This window comes from Planktosalinus sp. (genome assembly GCF_059864935.1).
This window is the reverse complement of sequence record NZ_JCBCCK010000436.1, coordinates 1-1,791: the sequence shown is the minus strand read 5'-3', so window position 1 is coordinate 1,791 and position 1,791 is coordinate 1. Positions and strand designations below refer to the sequence as shown.

General features: G+C 38.8%; 2 protein-coding genes. Both read left to right on the top strand.

The genetic code is table 11. The annotated features are described in order from the left end of the window. The coding region (locus AC6F75_RS13050) for an N-6 DNA methylase (protein WP_500715531.1) at positions 1 to 253 on the top strand (253 nt) is incomplete at its 5' end. After that, positions 165 to 1,613 (top strand): restriction endonuclease subunit S, encoded by a 1,449-nt coding sequence (locus AC6F75_RS13045; RefSeq protein WP_500715530.1) that lies wholly within the window; start codon positions 165 to 167, stop codon positions 1,611 to 1,613. The genes AC6F75_RS13050 and AC6F75_RS13045, both read left to right, overlap by 89 nt. Positions 1,614 to 1,791 lie beyond the last annotated feature (178 nt).

Genomic DNA, 1,791 nt, shown 5'->3' with positions numbered 1-1,791 from the left:
TGCCAATCCGCCTTTTATGTCTCCGAAAGGCGGAATACGTCCTCACAAACGCTTTGCTGTTCAGAGTAAACGCAGCGAAGTGTTGTTTGTGGATTATATGGCCGAACACCTCACACCAACCGGAAAAGCAGCCATTATTGTTCCTGAAGGCATAATTTTCCAAAGTGGCACAGCCTATAAAAGCCTGCGTAAAATGCTGGTGGAAGACAATTATCTGGTGGGAGTTATTTCCCTGCCGGCGGGGGGTTTTTAATCCGTACAGCGGCGTAAAAACCTCCATTTTTTGGCTGGATAAAACCCTGGCAAAAAAGACGGACAAAATACTCTTTGCAAAAATTGAAAACGATGGTTTTGATTTGGGGGCACAAAGAAGACCAATAAAACAAAACGATTTACCCGCAGCTTTCAAGGCTTTACAAGAATGGAAAAGCATTTTGGAGAAACCTCGCTATGGCGAGGCCCAATCATCATCATCTGAATCCCCGGTACGGACAGGCCATGGCCTGTCCCCACAGGTGGCCCAAAAGGAGCCCCAAAAGGATTCTTCAGATACCCAAATCCTACAATCCATTTTTTCCAATATCTCACTGGTGGAAAAAGTAAAGGTTGCGGAAAATGGGGAGTATAATTTGAGTGGGGAGAGGTATAAAAGCATTACTAAACAAACATCAGCCTATGACTATGTATTATTAAAAGAGGTATCTAAATTAATTACTGACGGAACTCATAAAACCCCAAAATATACTGACTCTGGTATTCCATTTCTTCGAGTAAAAGATATTTCAGGCTCAAATGATTCCAAAAAATACATATCTACAGAAGAACATAAAGAGTTGATAAAGCGGTGCAAGCCTCAAAGAGGTGACATCTTATATTCTAAAAATGGAACTATAGGAATTGCAAAACTTGTAGATTGGGATTACGAGTTTAGTATTTTCGTTAGCCTTGCGCTTATTAAACCTATACATGAAAAGATACTTTCAAGGTATCTCGAAATTATACTTAATTCAGAACAAGCTTTAAAAAAGGCAAAAGGATACTCAAAATCCGGAACGGTTACTAATCTCCACCTAATCGACATTAAACAAATCCAAATCCCTCTTCCCCCCTTATCCGTTCAGGAAGAAATTGTAGCCGAAATAGAAAGCTACCAAAAAATTATGGATGGCGCCCGCCAGGTGGTTGAAAACTACAAACCTAAGATCGATATAGACCCGGAATGGGAGATGGTGGAGTTGGGGTTGGCTTTTAATAAGATTACAAAAAGCGTATTGCCTATTGATATGCATGCCAACGAAGTGAATTACTTGGGTCTTGATAACATTAGTCAAGGTACGGGACATTTAGTTGGCAACATAAAAGCAAATCCAAAAGAAATAAAAAGTACAAAGACTCTTTTTGAACCTGAATACATTCTTTATGGTAAATTGAGACCAAACCTAAATAAAGTATATTTTGCAGAAATTGAAGGAATCTGTTCAACAGACATTTTTGTCTTAGAAGCAAAAGAAGGTGTAAATCCTAAATTTTATTCTTATCATTTTCTGTCCCAAAAATTTAATAGTGAAGTTCTAAAAGGTATAAAAGGGGCACAATTACCTCGTGTTGGTTAGGAATACTTTTCAACTATCATGATTCCAAAACCACCTCTCGAAACCCAACGCCAAATCGTAGCACAAATCGAAAAAGAGCAGGAATTGGTGAATGCCAGCAAACAACTCATTGAAATATTTGAGCAGAAGATAAAGAACAGGATTGCACGGGTTTGGGGAGAAGAAAAAACAGATGAAG